We start from the raw sequence: 15862 nt of genomic DNA on the forward strand, positions 1-15862 counted from the left end.
TGGCGTTAGCGAATGCAGCAAAACCTTGATTCTTCCGACTTTTTGTGTTATATCCGCGAAACATGCCGGTGACACAACGTCGATTTATGGCGCTAACGCCCCAAATCACTGAAAGGTGAACTTTTCAAATCCGGACCAGAGCGATCTGGGGCAGGCAATCGCATTCGTGCGGTTTGTCGGCCCCGGCTTATTCCGGTGAGTTCACTTGTTGTGCGGCTAAAGATCGGCTTCCGCCGATCGTCTGAGTTCAGCCGGCGCCGCCATGCCGGCGCTACAACTAAGGAGTTCAGGGCGTAATGGCAACGATCACCCCGCAGAAGAAGTCCACCGCGGCCCGTCACGGGTTCAAGACCGGTGAGTTTATCGTTTATCCGGCGCATGGCGTCGGCCAGATCGTGGCCATCGACGAGCAGGAAGTCGCGGGTCACAAGCTGGAGCTGTTCGTCATCGATTTCCAGAAGGACAAGATGCGGCTTAAGGTGCCGGTCGCCAAGGCGACCTCTATCGGCATGCGCAAGCTCTCGGAAGAGGATTATGTCGATCGCGCGCTGAAGGTCGTGCAGGGCCGCGCCCGCATCAAGCGCACGATGTGGTCGCGCCGCGCGCAGGAATATGATGCCAAGATCAATTCCGGCGATCTGATCTCGATCTCGGAAGTGGTGCGCGACCTCTATCGCGCCGACAACCAGCCGGAGCAGTCCTATTCCGAGCGCCAGCTCTACGAAGCCGCGCTCGACCGCATGGCTCGCGAGATCGCCGCCGTCAACCGCATGTCGGAGACCGAGGCGGTTCGCCTCATCGAGGTCAACCTCAACAAGGGTCCGAAGCGCGGCGCCAAGGCCGACAACGAGGAAGCCGAGCAGGAAGAAGCTGCCTGAGCATTCGCCTGCCGGACAACGAAGAACCCGGCCTGGCGCCGGGTTTTTTGTTGCGCGCAATATCGGAAGGTCGGTGCTGCCCTCATCCGCCTGCCGGCACCTTCTCCCGTATAGTGAACGGGGAGAAGCGAGATGACGGCGTCGTTGGCGCCCATTCTGAAACGTTGGCGATAGGCGAACTCTCTGATGAAAGCGTCCTTTCTCCCGTCACTATACGCGGAGATATGCCCGGCAGAGCAATGAGGGGCAGCGCCAACTTATGAAGAAATCGTACCTGATCCCCCGCCCCCGCCTTCCTTCCGCGCTTCCTCCTGCCGCAGCGAGGCGATGAAGCGCTTGGTCCGCTCGCGCTCGGGATTGTCGAACACGATCGAAGCCGGGCCCTTCTCGACGATCGAGCCGGCATCGAGGAACACCACCTCCTGCGCGATCTTGGAGGCAAGTCTCAGATCATGCGTGGCCATCACCATGGTGGTGCCCTCGCGGGCCAGCTGACCCAGCACGTCGACCACTTCCTGCGCCAGCTCCGGATCGAGCGCCGAGGTCGGTTCGTCGCAAAGCAGCACGCGCGGCGACGGCGCCAGCGCCCGGGCGATCGCAACGCGCTGCTGCTGGCCGCCTGACAGAGTCGCCGGCCAGGCATCGGCCTTATGCGCCATGCCGACCTTCTCGAGCAGCGCCATCGCCCGCTCGCGCGCCCGCGCCTGCGGCCATTTCAGCACCGTCACCAGCCCTTCCATGACGTTCTCGATCGCGGTGCGATGCGGAAAGAGCTGAAAATTCTGAAACACCATGCCGGTCTGCAGCCGCACGCGCTGAATGTCCGCCGCCGGTACCTTGGCGCCCGGCCGAAATTCCAGCGTCTCGTCGCCGATGCGCAAAGTGCCCGAGGTCGGAATTTCCAAGAGGTTGATGCAGCGCAAGAGCGTGCTTTTTCCGCCGCCCGAAGGCCCGACCAGCGCCGTGACACTGCCTTCGTCGATGCTGACGGTGACACCTTTCAGGACAAGATTGTCGCCGAAGCGCTTCTCGATGTTGGTAAGGCCGATCATGCATTGGCCTCCAGGAAGCCGCCATAGCGGTTGAGCCGCACCTCCAGCCGCGCCTGCAGAGCCGACAGCACCGAGCTCATCGCCAGATAGAGCGCCGCCGCCTCGACATAGAGGATCAGCGGCTCGTAGGTGGTGGCGACGATGCGCTGCGCAGCCTGGAACATTTCGGGCACCGTTATTGCCGCCGCGAGCGAGGTGTCCTTGACCAGCGATATGAACGTATTGGAGAGCGGCGGCACCGCGACCCGGCCCGCTTGCGGAAGGATCGTGCGCCGCATCGCCTGGCTCCAGGTCATGCCGATCGAATAGGAGGCCTCCCACTGCCCTTTCGGCACCGAGCCGATGACGGCGCGGATGATCTCCGACGTGTAGGCGCCGATATTGAGCGTGAAGCCGATCAACGCTGCGGGAAAGGCATCGAGCAGGATGCCCACCGACGGCAGGCCGTAGAAGATCAGGAAGAGCTGCACCAGAAGCGGCGTGCCGCGAAAGATCCAGACATAGAAGCGCACAAGAGCGACCAGCGGTTTCGGGCCGAACAGCCTGATCAGCGCCGTCACCAGCCCGGCGATAAGCCCCAAGGCGAAGGACAGCAGCGTCAGCGGCACGGTGAAGATCAGTGCCGCCCATAGCAGCGCCGGCAGCGACTCCAGCATCAATTGCAACCAGTGCGGCACGGAGCCCTTCTCCTTTCCGGACGCTGCGACCCTCTGGCCGCATGCGAGCGACTATCAGGTAAAAATCGGCGGGCCGTCAAAGACGGCCCGCCGGAACTCAAGCAAAAGGGATGACTGGGCTTACTGCGAGACGTCCTGGCCGAAATATGTGTCGGCAATCCTCTTGTAGGTGCCGTCGGCCTTGATGTCGGCCAGCGCCTTGTTGATCGCCGCCACCAGTTCCGGATCGCCCTTGCGCACGATGACACCGGAATAATCGGCATTCTCTTCCTGCGCGGCGATCTTCACATTGGCGTCGGGCTTGTGCTTCTTGAAATCGAGGAAGGACAGGCTGTCGTTGATGGTGGCGTCGGCGCGACCGGTGAGCAGCAGCTGGATCGACTGGTCGAAGCCGTCGGTGCCGACCAATTCGGCGCCGTTCTTCTCGGCGAGCTTGCCGAAATTCGAGGTCAGCGACTGCGCCGCCTTCTTGCCCTTGAGATCCGCGAATGTCTTGATGTCGCTGTTGTCGCCGCGCACGATCAGCACCGCCTTGGAGGCGATGTAGGGATCTGAGAAATCATACTTGGCCTTGCGCGCGTCGGTGATGCCGACCTCGTTGATGACGGCGTCGTAGCGGTTGGCGTCGAGCCCCGCGATGAGGCCGTCCCACTTGCCCTCGAGAAACTGCACCTTGACGCCGAGCTTCTCGGCGATCGCCTTGGCGATCTCCACGTCGAAGCCGACCAGGGCGCCGGATTCGTCATGATAGGTGAAGGGCGCGTAGGTGCCCTCCGTGCCGACCTTGATCACGCCCGCCTGCTTGATCTGGTCGAGATTGGCGCCGGCATGACCGGCTGTGACTGCCAGAACCTGCAGCGTTCCGGCGACGAGAAGCGATTTGAGCCATTTCATTTTTCTGTGATCCCGTTTTGACCGGTGCCCCGGCGCATGGTGAGAGCCGCAAACTGGCAGATGGAACCTCAAGAAATAAGGAACCAGATTCCAAAAAACCACCGTTCCAGAAATCCAGTTCTCAAAACCAGCGAAAAATCCGCCAAGCCAAGCCTCACGGATCGATAACAGAAACGTTTTCGGCAGGCATATGCATCCGCCGGCACTACGGAACCATTCGCGCTTCTGGCACGTTGCTGGCTGTTGTAGGGCGCTGCGACGTCATTTCAACCGTCATCCAGTGCAACGACCGCCAAAGGAGCCGGCATGATCGAGGATGTGGCAGGACGGACACTGCTCCGGGCGGCAATGAAGGCTCCCTATCTCGAGCGCGACGAGGAGCATCTCCTGGCCATACGCTGGAGGGAAAAAAAGGATCAGGACGCGCTGCATCTGATCACCGTCGCCCATATGCGGCTGGTGATTTCGATGGCTTCCAAATTCCGCCACTACGGTTTGCCGCTCGGCGACCTCATTCAGGAAGGCCATGTCGGCCTGCTGGAGGCGGCTGCCCGCTTCGAGCCCGCCCGCGAAGTGCGTTTCTCCACCTATGCCACCTGGTGGATCCGCGCCTCGATGCAGGACTATATCCTGCGCAACTGGTCGATCGTGCGCGGCGGCACCAGCTCCGCGCAGAAGGCGCTGTTCTTCAATCTGAGGCGGCTGCGCGCGCGGCTTGCCAACGGCGCCGAGCCGCTCTCCAATGCCTCGCTGTACCGCGAGGTTTCGGCCGCGCTCGGCGTGCCGGAAGCCGACGTGGCAATGATGGATTCGCGTCTTTCGGCCCCCGACAGCTCCCTCAATACCCCGCTTGCCGACGAGAACGGCGCCGCCGAGCGGATGGATTTCCTGGTCTCGGAGGATCCGCTTCCCGACGAGGTCGTCGGCGAAACGATCGACGTCGAGCGCCGCGCGGTCTGGCTGAAAAGCGCGCTCGGCGCGCTCAATGCGCGCGAGCTGCGCATCATCGAGGAGCGCCGCCTTAGCGACGACGGCGCCACCCTGGAATCGCTCGGCGAGGCGCTCGGCATCTCCAAGGAACGCGTCCGCCAGATCGAAGCCCGCGCCATGGAAAAGCTGCGGGCGGCGCTAGTGAAGCAGAACCCCGAATTCCTGGCGGAAGCCGCCTGAAAGCCGAGGCAGCGGCTCGAAGACGTCAGGAGGCCATCTCTTGGCGGCTTTCTGCATCCGTAGCCATGGATTGTGAATTCTTTAACAGACCCTCGCGGCGTAAACTGTCTTCCTGACTGCACCAACTTTAGCGGATGGGGGTTTGCCATGCTGCGATGCTGCGCGTTCCTTGCAGCCCTGGTTCTCGTGTGCTTCACCGCGTTCGAGGCTCACGCCGATCGAAGGGTTGCCTTGGTCATCGGCAATGCCGAATACCGAAATATTCCGGCTCTCAAAAACCCGGACAAAGATGCTCAGGACGTCGCGAACACGTTCCGACTGGCCGGCTTCGACGTCTTCGTCGCAAAGGACTTGACCAAGCTTCAGTTCGAGGAGCGGTTCCGCAACTATCTCGCCGCGGCGGACGGTGCGGATCTGGCCGTCGTCTACTATTCCGGCCATGGTTTTCAGATCGGGGGCGAGAATTTCCTGATCCCCGTCGATGCGTCGCTGAAGGATGCCGCCGACATCGAGGTCCAGGCGATCAAGCTCGACGACGTGCTGGAGCAATTGCGCTCGAAAGCGAAGATCCAGGTGATCATCCTCGACGCCTGCCGGAACAATCCTTTCCCCCGCCAGGATTACTGGCTGAGGGACCAGTTGATCGTCGCGGGCGACGCCGGCCTTGCGCAGGTGAAGAGCTCACTGAACACGCTGATTGCCTTCGCCACCGAGCCAGGCGCGGTCGCCTATGACGGGCGCGGTGCCCTCAGCCCGTTCTCATCTGCCTTTTCGCGCCACGCGTTGGCGCCCAACCAGGAAATCCGCACGGTGATGGCGGCGGTTCGCCGCGACGTGGTCAAAGCCACCAACGGCAAGCAGGTTCCGTGGGAGAATTCCTCGCTGGTCGACGAGGTGGTGCTGATGCGCCACGATGACGCCGGGGGTCAGGAGGTCACGGCCAAGCAGAAGCAGCCGGATCCAGAGATCGGCATCCACCTCACCGGCGCCGCCGAGGCGATCGAAAATCGCGATATCAGCATCCCGGTTGGCGTCGGTCCGGTTCCGCTGAAGCTCGATTTCCCGAGCAACGACCCCGCACTCAGCCTGAAGCTTGCAAGCTATCCGGCAGCGGGAACTCTGTCGCTGCCGGACCGGACCCTGTCTCCGGATTCCAGCCTGATGGCCGGTGAAGTCGATAATTTGCGTTACGAGCCGCAGATCGGCTCGGCTGCTCCGGTCCAGATTGGCTTCCAAATCCGCGGCGGCAGCGCGTCCAAGGCAGCGATGATGAAGCTGTCGCCAAGCGTCGACCCCTGCGACCAAGCGGCGGGCGCACCGCTCGACCTGCAGGGCGTCGCGCCCGGCCGTTTGCAGAACGAGATCACCGGCGAGGCCGCTGAGGCCTGCCAGGCGGCGGTGAAGGCCTACCCCGACGTCGCTCGGTTTCGCTACGAGCTTGGGCGGGCGCTGCTGGCGTCCGGCAAGGTCGACGAGGCCAGGAAAGCTATCCAGGAAGCTGCCGACAGGGGGCACGTCCGCGCCATGTTCGAGCTCGGCCATATCGCTTCGTCCGGAATAGGACCGGCCGCGGACTCCGCGAAAGCGATCAGCTTCTATTCAGAAGCATCCGACAAGGGAGACCCCTATGCGATGGCCGCTTGGGGGCGAGCCTTGTTCAATGGTGTCGACGTCGAGCAGAATACCGGCAAGGGATTGGACCTGCTGCTCAAGGCGGCGGCCATGGGGCACGTCAACGCGATGAACGATCTCGCCGTGATCTTCAAGGATGGCCGCAACGGCGTGCCCGCCGACGAGGCCCGCGCCTTGGCTTTCCTCAAAGCCGGCATCGCGCGGCAAGAGGCATATTCGATGAGCATTCTCGGCCTTCCCGCGCGCAGCACCTTAACGGTCGCAGTGTGCAAGCCGAAGGTTGTGACGAAAATAGTCACCAAGGTAAAGGTTGTCCGCACACCCGCGCCGAAGACGCCGACGGTGACAGTCCCGACAGTGGTCAAACCACCTCAGACCGATACCGGGCCGGCGCCCTGGCGCGGCAGTAGCGGCGATCATTCGGGGTCCGGCGGCGGCCAAAGTGGTGAGGGCAGCGGGGGCAGCACCGGCGGCCAGACCAGCCCTGAAGGCGGCAGCAGTGGCGGGCTCTGATTGCTGCGGCAGCCGCGCGCCCGGGTTGACTGAATAGAAGCGCGCGGCTGATTCGTTGCGGAAGCACGAAACGGGATGCGACCCTACTTGTCGGTGACGATCTTGACCTTGTCGCCGGCCGACACGCTCGCGCCCGGCGACATTGCGTTGAGCACCCGGAACAGGTCGAGCTTTCGGTCGACGCCGACCATCTGAGCGGCAAGCGTGCCCATGTTCTGGCCGGGCTGCACAGTGACCACCCGGATATGCAGCGGCTTCAGCGCCGCCTTCTCGGCCGCGCTCAACGTGCGGAAGGAGCTGCTGACGGAGCGCGCGACCGGCTCCAGCGCGGTGCTGGCCGAGGGTGCCGCAGTCAGCAGCCGGTAGACCTGTCCGCCGGCCCGGATGACCGCGATATCGAACTGCCACCCTTGCGCGCTGGCATGCGCCATCGCCGCCTCGTTGCCGTTGACCGTTTCCTGGCGCACGCTGGCATCGTCTAGTCCGGCGACCCAGCCGCTGCGGATATAGTCGGTGAGCGACACAGACTTGTCGATCGCCACGCCATCGAAGCGGATGGCGATGTCGCCCGGACCGGTCGCGGTCACCGCGGCCGCCGAATTGTCGATGACGAAACCCTCGGGCACCGAGAACGACACGCCAAGGCCGGGATGCAGGAAGGTCTGGCCGCGCACATAGCCCTCTTCCGGCGTGTCGCCGTAGAGCAGCCCGTCTATGCCGGCTAGAAAGGCATCGCGGTCGCGCGTGCCGACGCCGGGCGGTCCGAAGTTGCGGGCGAGCCGCTGCGCCAGCTCGATGCGCTGCGGCGTGTTGGGATGCGTGGCCAGGAAGTCGAGGCTGGCATCCGTGGCGCCGCTGACCGAACGGAAATCGGTATAGGCCGACATCGACTGCAGGAAGCGGCCGGCCGCATAGGGATCATAGCCCGCTTCGCCGATCGACTTGATGCCGATCGCGTCGGCCTGCAGTTCTTGGTTGCGCGAAAACTGCGCAAGCCTCAGCTTGCCGCGGATGAGCGCGGCCTTGGCCGTCGGGCTGTCGCCGAGCACGTCGGAGACGACCTTGGTCGCCAAGCCTTCCTCGGCCTCGAGCTGCTGTCGTTGCAGGCCGTGATTGGCGGTGACGTGGCCCATCTCATGCGCGATGACGGCCGCAAGCTCGGAGGAATCATTTGCCAACGCCAGCAGACCGCGCGTGACATAGAGATAGCCGCCCGGCAGCGCGAAGGCGTTGACGTTGGGCGAGTTGAGGATGGTGATGCGATAGGTCTGGGTCGGATTGGCCGAGACCACCGTCAGATTGCCGACGACCTTGGCCACCATGCGCTCGAGCTTCGGATCGGAATATTCGCCGCCATAGGTGGCGAGAATCCGCGGATGCTGCGCTTTGGCCATTTCGGCCAGCCTGGCGTTGGCGACGACATTGTCGACGGTGATCGGCTTATCGGAGGGCTGGAAGCCGGACTCCTGCACGTCCGGCGGCGTGAACATCTGGCAGCTCGCCAGCGCCACGGCAAAGCCGGCCATCGCGAAAAATCGCGCCAGCGGCTTAGTCCATACCCTCTCGATGCCGGCTGTCAGATCGGCTTCCTTTCGTAATCTTTCGGCAAATCACGGCCCACCCGGACCAGCATGGCCGGACCTAGCCACACTCCCCCGGACAAGGCAAGCAAACGCCTGATCACCCGCAGCCGGTTTGGCCGTAAATTATGTCCGCTTCCGGGCAATGTGTTGTCATCCGGCAACGCTACCGCCTCGATCGCCGATATAGCGCCGGAAGGCCTCCGGTCCAGCACCGTCGAAGAAATCGGCGGCCGACCCTGTTGCCGCGACCCTGCCCTCGTCGACGAACGCGATCTGCTGGCCGATGCTACGCGCGTCCTGCGGCTGGTGCGTGACGAAAAGGACGGTCATCTGTCGCTCGGCGTGAATGCCGGCCACGAGATCGAGCATGTCTTCGCGCAGCGCCGGGCCGAGCGAGGCGAAAGGCTCGTCGAGCAGAAGCACCGGACGGTCCCGTATGAGCACCCGCGCCAGCGCGACGCGCTGCCGCTCGCCGCCGGAAAGCTCGCGCGGCAGCCGCTTTTCCTTGCCGGCAAGGCCGACACGCCCCAGCGCTTCCGCGACCGCGCGGTGGTCGTCGGCCGTGAGCTTGAGCGATGGCGAGCGGCCAAGCCCGACGTTGCCCTCGACCGAAAGATGGGCGAACAGGTTGTTTTCCTGGAACACCATCGACACCGGCCGCGCCGAGGGCGGCGCATTGTCGACATCGATCCCGCCGATCAGCACCTTGCCAGCATTGGGTGATTCGAAGCCGGCCACCAGATTGAGCAGCGTCGACTTGCCTGAACCGCTCGGCCCCATGATGGCGGTGATCCTGCCGGCGGCGAATTCGACATCGAACCGGAAGGATGCCTCGCCATAGCTGAAGGATACGCCGTCCAACGTGACGGCCAGGCCCTTCGTGGCCGCGATGCCATTATAATCCCTCGTCATGCCTTTGCCTCCCGCCCCAGCCAGTCGGCGGCGACAACCAGCATCAGGCAGACGAGGCCGAGCAGCAAGGCCAGCCCCGCGGCGTCGGCGGTCCGGTAGCTGCCCATGCGCGCGAGTAGAAGATAGGGCAAGGTCTGGACGGAATCGCTGCCGAACAGCGCGATCACGCCGAGATCGCCGAGCGACAGCGCCATGGCGAACGCAAAGCCGGTGGCCAAGGGCCGCCGGAGCGACGGCCAGTCGACCAGCCGCAGCCGGTTCCAGCCGGAAATGCCGAGCGCCAGGCAGAGTCGCTCGTGGCGCTCGCTCGCCGCGTCATAGGCAGGGCGGACGGCGCGAATGGCGAAAGGCATCGCCATCACCGCATTCACCGCGACGACCATGACAGGTGCGATGGCGAACACATCGGTGATGTTGCGCAGAGCCAGGAACCAGCCGGCGCCGATCACGATGGGCGGCACGACCAGCACGAAACCGGCGCCGGTGTCGGCGGCATGTTCGAGAAGCGACATGGCGCCGCCCGCGCGGCGCCTCAGGGCCAGTGCGCGTCGGGCGGCGATCAGCGACAGCGACAGCATCACGCAAAACAGCGCCGAGAGAAAGGAGAGCCCGGCGCTGGTGAGCGTCGCGCGGCGCACGGCGTCCTCGCCGGCCAGCCGGCCGAGATCCGCCTCCAGCCCGGCGAGCACGGTCGCCGCCATCGGTGCGGCGACGAACAGCAGCGCAAGCACGATGAGGCCGGCATTCAACACGGCCTCGGTGGTGCTGGTCGCAAGATAGCGGCGTGGCGCTACCGGCAGATTCGCATCGCCGACCGTGTTGGCGCCGAGTCGCGTCAGCATGGCGACCACGACGAAGGTCAGCACGATCTGCAGAAACGTTAGTGTCACGGCCCGCGCGGGATCGAAATCGAAGCGCAGCGCCTGGTAGATCGCGACCTCTAGCGTCGTCGCCGCCTGCCCGCCACCCAGCGTCAGTACGATTGTGAAGGAGGTGATGCACAGCATGAAGACCAGCCCGGCGACCCCCGGCAGCACCGTGCGCAGCGCCGGCCATTCGATCAGCCGGAAGGCCGACCGAGCGTCCATACCGAGCTGGCTCGCCAGCCGCCACTGGTCGGCCGGCACGGTGCCGAGCGCCTCGAGGAACAGCCGCGTGGCCAATGGCAGGTTGAAGAAGACATGCGCGACCAGGATGCCGGAAAGGCCGTAAATGCCCGGCCATTCCCCACCGCCGAACGTGCCGAGGATGCCGGCAAAATAACCGGCATGGCCGTAAAGCGCCAACACGCCGAGCGCGGCGACGATAGCCGGCAGCGCCAGCGGCACCGTGAACAACTGCAGGATCAGGCGACGTCCGGGAAAGTTGGTGTGCCTGGACAGGGCGCGGCCGACGAACACTGCCGGCAAGACCGAAAGCAATGTCGACAGCAGCGCCTGCCAAAGCGTGAAGCGGGCGACGCGGAGCAGATAGCTGTCGAAGGCCGCGGCAGCGCTGGACGGACCGCTTGCGCCTTCGAGGATGAGGCCGGCGAAGGCGCCGCCGATGAGCAAAGTAATGGCGACAAGGGCGATGATGCCGGCAGTGATGTGAGGGTCAGGGCGCGGCGTGGATTGCACGCTGCACCACGTTGGCTCGAGCTAGCGAACGCCGCGTTCCGTCGCGCCCCCCTCTGCCTTGCCGGACATCTCCCTCTCTAGGAGGGAGATTGGCAGCTTTGCCGCTCTTCCTACACCGTCGGCGGCTAGCGAAATCACCGATCCCCCTTTGCGGGGGAGATGGCCGGCCGGACAGAGGGGGGTGCTCAAGCGCCATCCTGCGTCCTACTTGCTCATCGCCGCCAGCCATTCATCCACCCAGGCCTTGCGGTTGGCCGCCACCTCGTCCGGGCTGAACAGCAGGGTTTTGGTCGGCTTCACCAGCTTTTCGAAGGCCGGGTTGAGCGGCTTGTCGGTCTTGCCGGCCGGGAACATCCAGTTGGTCTCCGGGATGATGTCCTGGAACTTGGGCCCGGTCATGAAGGCTATGAATTTTTCCGCCAGCGGGTTCTTCGCGCCGGTTTTGGTGATGCCGGCGACCTCGATCTGCAGATATTCGCCCTCCTCGAAGGACGCCGCCTGATAGCGCTCGGTGTTCTCGGCCACCATGTGGTAGGCCGGCGAAGTGGTATAGGAGAGAACCATCGGCGCCTCGCCCTTGGTGAACAGACCATAGGCCTCGCTCCAGCCCGGCGTCACGGTCAGCACCTTCGGCTTCAGCTTGGCCCAGGCTTCCGGCGCCTTGTCGCCATAGACCGACTTGACCCACAGCAGCAGCCCGAGGCCCGGCGTCGAAGTGCGCGGATCCTGGATAATGATCTTGTCGGGGCCGGTGCCCTCGACCAGTTCCTTCAAGCTCTTCGGCGGGGTCTTCAGCTTTTCGGTGTCGTAGACGACGGCGAAATAGCCGTAGTCGAAAGGCACGAAAGTGTCGTCTTTCCAGCCGCCGGGCACATTCAAATCGGCCACCGCGCCATGCGGCGCGAATAGGCCGCTCGCCTTGGCATCCGCGGTCAGGTTGGTATCGAGGCCGAGCACGACATCGGCCTTGGTGCCGGCGCCCTCCAGCTTGACGCGGTTGAGCAGTGCCACGCCGTCGGCAACCGAGACGAATTCGAGATCGCAGCCGCATTCGGCCTCGAATTCCTTCTTCACCGCGGGCCCGGGACCCCAGTCGGCGGTGAAGCTTTCGTAGGTGTAGACGGTAAGCTTGTCTTTCGCCTCGGCAGGCCCGACGCCCACCAAAAGCGAAACAAGGCCGGCTGCAAGAACAAGGTTGGACAATAACGAGCGCATCGGCGCCTCCTTCGTTCGCGTTAAAGGAATTGAGGCGTCGGATGGTCCGAAGCGTCTAATCCCTCCGCCGGTACAAACCGGATCAGGTTCAGCGGGTTGGCTTTCGTTGCCTCTCAGCCGGTTCGCAAAATCAGCGTCCGGCACCCCGTTAGAGCATTTCGAGACATAGGCCCGGCCGATGCGGCGCGCAAGCGGAAGTTTCCGGGGATCATCACCGTTCACCGCGGTAGCGAAGCGCGATTCCGTTTGGACGCGCCCGCTTCCGTTTCGTGGGCCGGGCTGGTAAGGGCGACGGCCATGGGCACATTCACCATCCTGCTTGGCGGCGATCTCGTCCGCACGCCTCGCCTCGATCGCCAGATCGAAGGCTCCCGCATCATCGCCGCCGATGCCGGTATCGGCCATGCCCATATGCTTGGCCTCCTGCCGGAGCTCTGGGTCGGAGATTTCGACTCGGTACCGCCAAACCTGCCGGAGAATCTGGCCGCCGTGCCGCGCAAGATTTTCCCGACCGAGAAGGACATGACCGACGGCGAGCTCGCCATTGCCGAGGCGCTGGCGCGCGGCGCCACCAGCCTGGTGCTGGCCGGCGCCTTCGGCGGCAAGCGCGCCGATCATGCCTTTCTGCATTTGGCTCTGAGCGTGCGGCTGGCCGAGGCGGGCATGACCGTGCTGCTGACCAGCGGCGCGCAGGAAGGCGTGCCGATCCTGCCGGGCAAAGCCGGCTTCGACTACGCCGAGGGCACGCTGTTCTCGGTGCTCGGCTTCTCCGACCTCGCCGGCCTGACGGTCTCAGGCGCCAAATGGCCGCTGGACGGTGTCGAGGTGGCGTTCGGCTCATCGCTTACCATATCAAATGAGATCAAGGGTCGGCTCGAGATCGCGCTCGAGCGTGGCCGGGCGCTGCTGCTCGCCCACCCCTATCCTCTTCCCGAAAGCTGACATGGCACCGCCTCTTCTCAATCTGGATGGCATAAAACTGACTTTTGGCGGCACGCCGCTGCTCGACGGCGCGGCGCTGAGCGCCTCCGCCGGCGAGAAGATCGCGCTTGTCGGCCGCAACGGTTCGGGCAAGTCGACGCTGCTCAAGATCGTCGCGGGGCTGATCGAACCGCAGGACGGCGAAGTATTCCGCCAGCCCTCGGCAACGGTGCGCTACCTGCCGCAAATGCCCGATATGGATGGCTTCGCCAGCGTGCGCGCCTATGTCGAGGCCGGCCTCGGGCCGGCCGACGACCCGCATCGCGCCACCTATCTGATGGAGCATCTCGGCCTGACCGGCGAGGAGCGGCCGAACGACCTTTCCGGCGGCGAGGCGCGCCGCGCAGCACTGGCCCGCGTCATGGCGCCGGAGCCCGATATCCTGCTCCTCGACGAGCCGACCAACCATCTCGACCTGTCGGTCATCGAATGGCTGGAAGAAGAGCTTGCCCGCACCTCGTCGGCCGTGATCCTGATCTCGCACGACCGCCGCTTTCTCGAGCGCGTCTCGCGCGCCACCGTCTGGCTCGACCGCGGCCAGACGCGCCGGCTGGACAAGGGGTTCGCGCGCTTCGAGGAATGGCGCGACCAGGTGCTTGAAGAGGAAGAGCGCGAACAGCACAAGCTCGGCCGCCAGATCGTGCGCGAGGAGCATTGGCTGCGCTATGGCGTGACCGCCAGGCGCAAGCGCAACATGCGCCGGCTCGGCGAGCTGCAGGCCATGCGCCAGCGTTTTCGCAGCCATCGCGGCGCCGAGGGTTCGGCGACGATGGTGGCAAGCGACGCCGCTGAATCCGGCAAGCTGGTGATCGAAGCCAAGGGCATCGAGAAGAGTTTTGGCGACCTCACCGTGGTCAAGGGCTTTTCGACCCGTATTCAGCGCGGCGATCGCGTCGGCCTTGTCGGGCCGAACGGCGTCGGCAAGACGACGCTTCTCAAGATGCTGACCGGCGAGCTGCCGCCGGATGCCGGCACCGTGCGGCTCGGCGTCAATCTGGAAATCGCAACACTCGACCAGAAGCGCGAGGCCGTCGACCCGCAGGAGACGCTGGCGAATTACCTGACCGACGGGCGCGGCGAGAACCTTGTGGTCAATGGCGAGCAGCGCCACGTCGTCTCCTATATGAAGGATTTTCTTTTCAAGCCGGAGCAGGCGCGCACGCCGGTGCGCGAGCTTTCAGGCGGCGAGCGGGCGCGACTGCTGCTGGCCCGGGTGCTGGCGCGGCCGGCGAACCTTTTGGTGCTCGACGAGCCGACCAACGACCTCGACATGGAGACGCTGGAGCTGCTGCAGGAACTGGTCGCCGGCTTTGCCGGAACGGTCGTCCTGGTCAGCCATGATCGCGATTTCCTTGACCGCACAGTCACCAGCGTGATCGCGCCCAACGGCGCCGGACGCTGGATCGAATATGCCGGCGGCTATTCCGACATGCTGGCGCAACGCGGCGGCTCGAAGCTGGAGGAGCGCAAGGCAAGGCCGAAGGCTGAAGCGAACGAAGCGACGGCCAGAGCCGAACAGACCAGCGCTAAAAGCCCGGCCAAGAAGCTCTCCTTCAAGCAGAAGTTCGCGCTGGAATCCCTGCCGAAGAAGATCGAGGCGGTGAGCGCGTCCATCTCAAGGCTGGAGAACAGTATCGCCGACCCGTCCTTCTACGAGCGCGATCCCGCATCGTTCCAGAAGACCATCGCCGCGCTCGACAAGGAGCGCACCACGCTGGCCTCACTTGAGGAAGAGTGGCTGGAGTTGGAGATGCTACGCGAGGAGATGGAAGGCTAGCCGCTATCGGCAAGGCTCAGAGGCAGGCCTCGCAGATCGCAGCGATATGGCGTCTGTCGGTGCCGCAGCAGCCGCCAAGCACGGCTATCTGGCCGAAGCGGTCGCGCATGGCGCGGTAGCGCCGGCCGAGGTCGACAGGATCGCCTGGATCGAGTTCGGTCGCCGCATCCAGCTCGGCATGGCTTTTGGCTGAGGCGTTGGCCCGCACGCCGCGAATGCGCCTGATCCAGCGTCCGTCGCCGGCAAGGACGGCGTCGAAATGGCTCGGATGTGCGCAGTTGATCATGAAATATGCGGGAGCGCCGTCCGTTTCGTCGTCAACGGTCTCGATGGCGTCTCTCAAGCTCTCCCCCGAAGGCAGGCGTCCGTCCGTCTCGACGGTAAACGAAATCACCGACGGGAGCCCCACCGCCATCGCGGCACAGGCTATTCCGGCAGCCTCCTGCGCATAGGTCATCGTGATGGCGCTGACCATATCGGCGCTGGCATCGCGGAACGCCTTGACCTGATCGCCGTGATAGGTCTCGGCCTCGGCGGGCGTCATGACTGTGTCAATGCGGTAGCCGTCGCCACGGGGCCCGACCACCCCATTGACCAGCACGGTCATGCCACGCGCAACATAGGGCGCAGCCAGCGCCCGCGCCCATGACACTGCCTGCATGTCTATGCCCGACAATGCGACTTTCGAATAGCCGAGCTTTTCGCCCCAGTCCGGATTGGCGCGCCACGTCGGAGTATCGAGCACGAAGCCGACCCCGTGTTTGTCGGCGATGTCGAGATACTGGCGGAAATAGCGGGCCAACGTCGTCCGCCCCTCCTCCTCGCCAAGAAGCGGAAAGGCGGCGAAGGAGGGCAGATCGAGGCCTTCCAGAAAAACAAGCGAGGTCTCGAGGCCGCCATCGGTCAGGAAAACGGCTTCACCCAGCTCACGAACGTCGATCTTCGCACTGGTCATCGCC

General features: G+C 64.4%; 13 protein-coding genes and 1 riboswitch. Of the genes, 5 read left to right on the forward strand and 8 right to left on the reverse strand.

Going from position 1 to position 15862, the window contains the following annotated elements; genetic code table 11:
- Positions 1–296: 296 nt before the first annotated feature.
- Complete coding sequence (locus tag P9217_RS26465; RefSeq protein ID WP_040974338.1) at positions 297–878, forward strand: CarD family transcriptional regulator; 582 nt, start codon at positions 297–299, stop codon at positions 876–878.
- A 257-nt stretch (positions 879–1135) separates the two neighbouring features.
- Here the strand turns inward: P9217_RS26465 and P9217_RS26470 are convergent, their stop codons facing one another.
- From P9217_RS26470 to P9217_RS26480, 3 genes are all read right to left on the reverse strand, one after another.
- Complete coding sequence (locus P9217_RS26470; protein WP_095782552.1) at positions 1136–1930, reverse strand: amino acid ABC transporter ATP-binding protein; 795 nt, start codon at positions 1928–1930, stop codon at positions 1136–1138.
- On the reverse strand, positions 1927–2607 hold the full coding sequence (locus tag P9217_RS26475) for an ABC transporter permease subunit (protein WP_278087883.1): 681 nt from the start codon (positions 2605–2607) through the stop codon (positions 1927–1929). The genes P9217_RS26470 and P9217_RS26475 overlap by 4 nt, the downstream gene beginning before the upstream one ends.
- A 120-nt stretch (positions 2608–2727) precedes the next feature.
- Positions 2728–3501, reverse strand: coding sequence for an amino acid ABC transporter substrate-binding protein (locus P9217_RS26480; protein WP_127216866.1), 774 nt, complete (start codon positions 3499–3501; stop codon positions 2728–2730).
- Between the two features lie 306 nt (positions 3502–3807).
- Between P9217_RS26480 and P9217_RS26485 the strand changes: the two genes are divergently transcribed.
- Positions 3808–4671 carry an RNA polymerase factor sigma-32 gene (locus P9217_RS26485; RefSeq protein ID WP_278087882.1) on the forward strand — a complete coding sequence of 288 codons (864 nt, stop codon included), beginning with the start codon at positions 3808–3810 and terminating at the stop codon, positions 4669–4671.
- Between the two features lie 147 nt (positions 4672–4818).
- Positions 4819–6816: a caspase family protein gene (locus P9217_RS26490; protein WP_278087881.1), complete on the forward strand. Its 1998-nt coding sequence runs from the start codon at positions 4819–4821 to the stop codon at positions 6814–6816.
- Positions 6817–6899: 83 nt separating this feature from the next.
- On the opposite strand, the gene P9217_RS26495 is transcribed toward P9217_RS26490, so the two are convergent.
- From P9217_RS26495 to thiB, 4 genes are all read right to left on the reverse strand, one after another.
- Positions 6900–8342: a M48 family metalloprotease gene (locus P9217_RS26495; protein ID WP_095799779.1), complete on the reverse strand. Its 1443-nt coding sequence runs from the start codon at positions 8340–8342 to the stop codon at positions 6900–6902.
- A gap of 207 nt (positions 8343–8549) precedes the next feature.
- Positions 8550–9311, reverse strand: a complete 762-nt coding sequence (gene thiQ, locus P9217_RS26500) for a thiamine ABC transporter ATP-binding protein (RefSeq protein ID WP_278087880.1) — start codon at positions 9309–9311, stop codon at positions 8550–8552.
- Positions 9308–10930, reverse strand: coding sequence for a thiamine/thiamine pyrophosphate ABC transporter permease (gene thiP / locus P9217_RS26505; protein ID WP_278087879.1), 1623 nt, complete (start codon positions 10928–10930; stop codon positions 9308–9310). The genes thiQ and thiP overlap by 4 nt, the downstream gene beginning before the upstream one ends.
- 204 nt (positions 10931–11134) lie before the next feature.
- Positions 11135–12145 (reverse strand): thiamine ABC transporter substrate binding subunit, encoded by a 1011-nt coding sequence (thiB, locus tag P9217_RS26510; protein WP_278087878.1) that lies wholly within the window; start codon positions 12143–12145, stop codon positions 11135–11137.
- A gap of 42 nt (positions 12146–12187) precedes the next feature.
- Positions 12188–12303, reverse strand: a riboswitch (TPP riboswitch).
- A gap of 139 nt (positions 12304–12442) precedes the next feature.
- Here thiB and P9217_RS26515 point away from each other — a divergent pair.
- Positions 12443–13087 carry a thiamine diphosphokinase gene (locus tag P9217_RS26515; RefSeq protein WP_127217122.1) on the forward strand — a complete coding sequence of 215 codons (645 nt, stop codon included), beginning with the start codon at positions 12443–12445 and terminating at the stop codon, positions 13085–13087.
- Position 13088: 1 nt separating this feature from the next.
- Complete coding sequence (locus P9217_RS26520) at positions 13089–14903, forward strand: ABC-F family ATP-binding cassette domain-containing protein (protein ID WP_127403910.1); 1815 nt, start codon at positions 13089–13091, stop codon at positions 14901–14903.
- A 16-nt stretch (positions 14904–14919) separates the two neighbouring features.
- Here P9217_RS26520 and P9217_RS26525 read toward each other — a convergent pair whose 3' ends face one another.
- Positions 14920–15858 carry a homocysteine S-methyltransferase family protein gene (locus P9217_RS26525; protein ID WP_095824076.1) on the reverse strand — a complete coding sequence of 313 codons (939 nt, stop codon included), beginning with the start codon at positions 15856–15858 and terminating at the stop codon, positions 14920–14922.
- Between the last annotated feature and the right edge of the window lie 4 nt (positions 15859–15862).

This window comes from Mesorhizobium sp. WSM4989 (genome assembly GCF_029625795.1).
GTDB lineage: Bacteria > Pseudomonadota > Alphaproteobacteria > Rhizobiales > Rhizobiaceae > Mesorhizobium.